The organism is Acinetobacter calcoaceticus, assembly GCF_016508255.1.
In the GTDB taxonomy this organism is placed as follows: Bacteria; Pseudomonadota; Gammaproteobacteria; order Pseudomonadales; family Moraxellaceae; genus Acinetobacter; species Acinetobacter calcoaceticus_E.
The window spans coordinates 252,159-258,351 of sequence record NZ_JADVKT010000006.1 but is presented as its reverse complement, the minus strand read 5'-3'; the positions used below and the strand labels follow the sequence as shown (position 1 = coordinate 258,351).

Sequence of the window (6,193 nt, the reverse complement as noted above, 5' to 3'; positions counted from 1 at the left end):
AGAAAAGAAATGGCTCTAGTTAATATTTTACTATTACACTAAAGCCTTATTTTTTTAATTTAAATTAAAAACATTTTTAATGTTTATTTAAAAATTATCTGGACTCTCAAAACGTTTTACTTCTTGTAACTTATTTGGGTCATGCATAGTCGCAATACCATCTTCAGTTTTTTGGTCTACAAGAATATCAGGATTAAAAACTGTAATCGTTTCTCTGCCTAAGGCATCTTCACCTACGACATACTGAAACCCTCTTCGATTCATTTTATGACATAGCCTTTGATAGAATCCTTTTAGACCTTCCGTTTCTTCATTAGGGTTATAATAAAAAGCATTCATGACAGCTGGTAAACCAAGACCACAGACTATGCCGGATAACAATACACTGATAAATGTATAACCAATCAAGATACTACTATAAGGACTCAGCGCCGGGATATTGGCAACCGCCAAAATCAATGCAAGTGAAATCCCCCCTCGCACTCCACCCCAAGATAAAATGGTCAGGCTACCATTATAACTTTTCATTTTCCGCATGTTCGGGAAAAAGGCAAAAGCCATAAAGTTGGCTGCAAAACGAGAGATATGAAGAATAAAGAACGCAACAATACCGCCTAAAATCAGGCTAAAGTTTAAATCAAGGATAAATAACTCAAGTCCAATTAAGGTAAACAGGAACGAATTGATAATACCTTCTACCGTATGCCAGAAATGATTAACTTCCTGAATCTCTCGTTCTTCACGTATTTCTTTCCACTTATTACCAACGATTAAACCGCCAATTACACAGGCAATTGGTGCAGATGCATGAGCAAAAAGTGCAACTAGATATGCTCCACTCGCAAGTAAAGCTGTAGTTAAAATGAGAGATTCCATTTCGTGTTTACCACGTAATAGACGTAACACCCCTACCCCAAAAGCCCAACCAATACCAACAGCGACAACAATCTCATAGAGCAAAGCTTCCAAAGTAGCCATCAATGAGAAATGTTCGCCTTGTAAAACGTTCAATAGAGTCATGAATAATGCAATACACATCGCATCATTAAATAATGACTCTCCTTCTAGTTTAACAATTAGATGATGTGGTGCACGAATTGAACTCAGTACACCTTTGATTCCGATCGGATCGGTTGCCCCTAAAGCTGCACCCAAGAGTAATAACACTAAAATCGGTACATGGTATCCAACAAGCAATTGGAACCCATAAAGCAAGCCACCAAATAAAACGGCGCAAATTACTAAGGCAATGGTGGCCAAAATACTAATTTGTTTCCAGTAACTTCTTAAATCTGAAATCTTAAATTTAAGTGCGGAAGAAGTTAGAATAAAGCAGATCACGCCATTAATTAAAAAATCATAAAAATCGATATGACGTACCGCTTCTTCAATATTATGAATATTAATGGTAATAAACTGATTACCGTTTAGGAGGCTAGCCCCCCACTGTAAGATAAAGACAAAAATTGCCGAAACCAAAGGAACACCAATGGCTTGAGGGAAACCCAAAATACGTTTATTAAAAATCGTGGTTGCTATTGATAGTGCAAAAACCACAGTAAATGCTTGTAGTAGAAAAAAATTACCCATGAATACCCTTCTTCTGGGTCAACGACCAAATAAGAAAATTTTGCTAGGTCGACCAAACTAAACAAAATGTAGGCATTAATAATGCCATGATCATAAAAAATGAAAATTCGGATGCAAGTTTAACGAATTAAATGAACAATCTATCGATCTGTTAAATTTCTTAACATTATTTATAGTCAAAAGGATGAGCTTGGTTAATCGTTACTTTTAACAAGCTCATCCTTGTAGGTTTAGATTGAATTATTAAAAGTATCACATTGATTGATATCACCAGACTTTAAGCCCACTTGAAACCAATGCATCCGCTGCTCACTCGTACCATGGGTAAAGCTATCAGGCACAACTTGTCCAGTCGAACGTTTCTGTAAATAATCATCGCCAATTTTTTGAGCTGCATCCATCGCTTCTTCAACATCTCCGGATTCTAAAAACTGAGTACGTTGTTGATTATGATTTGCCCATATACCCGCTAAACAGTCAGCTTGTAATTCTTGGCGAACAGATAGCTGGTTACCTTCTCTTTGACTGGCTTGTGCACGAGCTTGTTGCACTTGCGAAGAAATACCAAGCAACGTTTGAACATGATGGCCTACTTCATGAGCGACAACATAGGCTTGGGCAAAATCCCCTGCCTGATCTTGACGAGAAAGCTCTGATTTATTTTGCTCACCCGATATACCCATTTGCTCACGCATATCTTTAAAGAATTCAGTATCAATATAGACCTTTTGATCTGCAGGACAATAAAATGGTCCCATTGCAGATTGAGCAGTACCACAACCTGAACGAGTCATTCCACTAAATAAAACCAACTTTGGCGGCGTATAAGTTTTTCCTAACTGTTTAAATATAGGTGTCCACGTATCTTCTGTATCAGCCAATACAGTTCCAACAAAATCTGATGCTTCTTTTTGCTCAGGTGTTAAACTTTCTGGTGCAGTTGAATTTGACTGTTGTGAAGCAGTAACTTGCTGCGTTGCCTGATAAGCCATTTGTGGATCAACGCCAAAAAATTTCCATGCGACAAATGCTACGACCAAACCAATAATACTAATACCACCTGCTTTAACACCGCCCCCACCTCGACGGTCCTCAACATTGGTACTGACTCTACGATCTCTCCAACGCATAACTTCCCTCTTCTTTTCAAATGGCCTGATTAATCAGAAGCTTTTGGCCACATTTTCTGTATTAAACTCACCACAAGCAACACAACTGCACCAGCAATCATTCCAATCGCAAAGTTCATTAATGTCGGTGTTAAAGCACCAATAATATTTCCTACAGCAGGTATAGTTTCTACATGATCAACCGTATCTTCAGTAATATGATGAAGTAAAGGAATCGTATGGTTAATAATCCCTCCACCTACTAAAAACATTGCAATAGTTCCAACAATAGAAAGTAGCTTCATTAAAAGAGGAGCAAAAGCAAGTAAACCACGTCCCAAAGATTGCTTAAAAGAAGCAGCTTGTTTTGTTAAATATAATCCCAAATCATCAATCTTAACAATCACACCAACCAAGCCATAAACGCCAAGTGTCATCACAACTGCAATAATGCTGAGTACACTTACTTTAGTCACTAACGTAGCAGTAGCCACCGTCCCTAAGGAAATAACAACAATTTCAGCTGATAAAATAAAATCTGTTCGAATAGCTCCTTTTACTTTCTCTTTTTCAAAAGTTGCCAGATCTAACTCTTCATTATTAAATTCTTTTTCTGCTTCCTCAGAGGTCGAAGCTTTTCTATGCATAATCGTATGAAGAACTTTTTCCACGCCTTCATAACATAAAAATAAACCACCTAGCATCAATAACGGGTTAATCAGCCAAGGAGCAATAATACTAATTAATAATGCTAAAGGCACTAAAATAAGTTTATTAACTAAAGAACCTTTCGCGACTTTCCACACAATAGGTAATTCACGATCTGCACGTACGCCTGTTACTTGCTGAGCATTTAAAGCCAAATCATCACCCAAAACACCAGCAGTTTTCTTTGCTGCCATTTTGCTCATTAAAGCGACATCATCTAAAATTGTTGCAATATCATCTAGTAATAAAAGTAAGCCACTTGCCATTTCTTATCCAAGTTTGTATTTATCTGGCTATTGTAAGATGAAACTTTCCAATTTCTGTAATTTTACTGAATAAATTCACATTATTATTTTAAGAAAGTTTAACCAATTGCTGACGAAATTTTTTTATTTCCCGTACAATAATGCCAATCTTTTATATTACAGGGCTTACTATCCCTGATTAAGCCAATACGATAGTGGAATAAATAATGAGTAATGTTGATCAGCGTCCAATTATTTTGACAGGCGACCGCCCAACCGGACAACTTCATCTTGGGCATTTTGTCGGTTCTTTGCGTTCTCGTGTAGGTTTACAGGATAGCCATCATCAACATCTCTTATTGGCAGATGCGCAAGCATTAACAGACAATGCAGATAACCCAGATAAAGTCCGTCGCAATATTCTAGAAGTTGCTCTAGATTATTTAGCTGTAGGTATTGATCCAACCAAAACCACAATTTGTGTTCAATCATGCTTGCCAGCACTGAATGAGCTCACCATGCTCTATCTTAACTTCGTGACGGTTGCACGCTTAGAACGTAACCCGACCATTAAGTCTGAAATTCAAATGCGTGGTTTCGAGCGTGATATTCCGGCTGGTTTCCTCTGCTACCCTGTTGCACAAGCAGCTGACATTACTGCTTTCAAAGCAACGGTGGTTCCAGTGGGTGAAGATCAGATCCCAATGATTGAACAAACTAATGAAATTGTACGTCGAATCAACCGTCAAATGGGTCAAGATCTTTTACCTGAATGTAAAGCTTTACTTTCAAATATGGCACGTTTGCCTGGTTTTGATGGTAAGGCAAAAATGTCTAAATCATTAGGCAATACTATTGTTTTAAATGCTTCTGATAAAGACATCAAGAAAGCTGTAAATGCAATGTATACAGACCCAAATCATCTTCGTATTGAAGATCCAGGTCAGGTTGAAGGAAACATTGTATTTACCTACCTAGATGCATTTGATACAAATAAAGAAGAAGTTGAAGAATTAAAAGCACATTATCGTCGTGGCGGTCTAGGTGATGGAACAGTTAAAAAACGTCTTGAAGGTGTTTTAAAAGAGCTAATCACACCTATTCGTGAACGTCGCGAAGAACTTGCTAAAGATCCTGACTACATTATGGATGTTTTACGCCAAGGCACAGATAAATGCCGTCTTATCACTCAACAAACCTTAGATGAAGTTAAAGACGGTTTAGGATTATTTAAATTCTAATCTTTTTAAAAACTAAAAGCCCTTCGGGGCTTTTTTTATACTTATTTAATCCATCACATTAACTTTTTAGAATTACTAATGTGTCCATTGTTATTCACATGCTTTTACCCTATTAACGTGAAGTAACACTTATTAACGCTAATAGCGATGAAGAATTTCTTAACTATCTATATTATTCATTATGTAGGTTACATCATATGAACCTCACGACATTTCTCCTTAAACCGAAACTGTTTTTACAGATTCGTTGTTCTACGCAATGATAACCCCAATCATTGCGTATTTTTTTGCTTAAATATTTTGTTTTCTTTAGAAATTTTATTTTTTGATTACTTATTTTATTTAATAGATAAAAAAACACCGCATCATTTTCAGATGCGGTGTTTTTTAAGATTCAAGATAAAGCGATTAAGCTAAACCTTTCTCTTTTAGAACTTGCAACATTGTTGAACCAAGCTCAGCTGGGCTACGAGTGTAAGCCATTCCCGCGCGTTCAAATGCAGCGAATTTCTCTTCAGCAGTACCTTGACCACCAGAAATGATCGCACCAGCGTGACCCATACGCTTACCTTTAGGTGCAGTTACACCAGCAATGTAACCTACTACAGGCTTAGTCACGTTAGATTTGATGAATTCAGCAGCTTCTTCTTCCGCTGTACCACCGATCTCACCGATCATGATGATTGCATCAGTATCTGGATCGTCTTGGAACAATTGAAGAGCTTCGATTTGGTTCATACCTGGGATTGGGTCACCACCAATACCGATACAAGTAGACTGACCTAAACCAAGCTTAGTTGTTTGAGCAACAGCTTCATAAGTCAATGTACCTGAACGTGAGATGATACCAATACGACCTGGTTGGTGAATGTGACCAGGCATAATACCAATCTTACATTCACCTGGAGTGATCACGCCTGGGCAGTTAGGACCAACTAAACGAGTACCGTTACCGTTAGTTTCTAAGTAGCGTTTAGCTTTAAGCATGTCGATTGTTGGAACACCTTCAGTGATCACAACGATTAGACCAACACCTGAATCAACCGCTTCAACGATAGAATCTAAAACGAATGGAGCTGGTACATAAATTACAGATGCATCTGCATTTGTTTCACGTACAGCTTCTTTCATTGTGTTGAATACTGGCAAGTCAAGGTGAGTAGTACCACCTTTACCTGGAGTAACACCACCAACAACTTTTGTACCGTAGTCTAAAGCTTGTGCAGAGTGGAAAGTACCGTTTTTACCAGTAAAACCTTGTACCAATACTTTAGTGTCTTTATTAATTAATACGCTCATG

The 6,193-nt window shown here is 37.7% G+C and carries 5 protein-coding genes; 1 reads left to right on the top strand and 4 read right to left on the bottom strand.

Annotated features, from left to right (window positions below):
- Positions 1 to 87 precede the first annotated feature (87 nt).
- The 3 genes from I5515_RS13550 to I5515_RS13540 all read right to left on the bottom strand — a co-directional run bounded on the left by I5515_RS13550 (position 88) and on the right by I5515_RS13540 (position 3,673).
- Complete coding sequence (locus I5515_RS13550; RefSeq protein WP_199967716.1) at positions 88 to 1,590, bottom strand: cation:proton antiporter; 1,503 nt, start codon at positions 1,588 to 1,590, stop codon at positions 88 to 90.
- Positions 1,591 to 1,820: 230 nt separating this feature from the next.
- Positions 1,821 to 2,720 (bottom strand): neutral zinc metallopeptidase, encoded by a 900-nt coding sequence (locus I5515_RS13545; protein ID WP_199967707.1) that lies wholly within the window; start codon positions 2,718 to 2,720, stop codon positions 1,821 to 1,823.
- Between the two features lie 29 nt (positions 2,721 to 2,749).
- On the bottom strand, positions 2,750 to 3,673 hold the full coding sequence (locus I5515_RS13540) for a DUF808 domain-containing protein (protein WP_199967705.1): 924 nt from the start codon (positions 3,671 to 3,673) through the stop codon (positions 2,750 to 2,752).
- A gap of 206 nt (positions 3,674 to 3,879) precedes the next feature.
- Here I5515_RS13540 and trpS point away from each other — a divergent pair, with 206 nt between their 5' ends.
- The gene (gene trpS / locus I5515_RS13535) at positions 3,880 to 4,893 is read left to right on the top strand and encodes a tryptophan--tRNA ligase (protein ID WP_199967703.1); all 1,014 of its coding nucleotides are present in this window, start codon (positions 3,880 to 3,882) and stop codon (positions 4,891 to 4,893) included.
- A 408-nt stretch (positions 4,894 to 5,301) separates the two neighbouring features.
- Here the strand turns inward: trpS and sucD are convergent, their stop codons facing one another.
- Positions 5,302 to 6,192, bottom strand: coding sequence for a succinate--CoA ligase subunit alpha (gene sucD, locus I5515_RS13530; protein WP_003655479.1), 891 nt, complete (start codon positions 6,190 to 6,192; stop codon positions 5,302 to 5,304).
- Position 6,193: the final 1 nt, after the last annotated feature.

Bases quoted from the DNA above. Each gene is read 5' to 3' on its own strand.
- I5515_RS13550 (WP_199967716.1), bottom strand. From the start codon at position 1,590: ATGGGTAATTTTTTTCTACTACAAGCATTTACTGTGGTTTTTGCACTA.
- I5515_RS13545 (WP_199967707.1), bottom strand. From the start codon at position 2,720: ATGCGTTGGAGAGATCGTAGAGTCAGTACCAATGTTGAGGACCGTCGA.
- I5515_RS13540 (WP_199967705.1), bottom strand. From the start codon at position 3,673: ATGGCAAGTGGCTTACTTTTATTACTAGATGATATTGCAACAATTTTA.
- trpS (WP_199967703.1), top strand. From the start codon at position 3,880: ATGAGTAATGTTGATCAGCGTCCAATTATTTTGACAGGCGACCGCCCA.
- sucD (WP_003655479.1), bottom strand. From the start codon at position 6,192: ATGAGCGTATTAATTAATAAAGACACTAAAGTATTGGTACAAGGTTTT.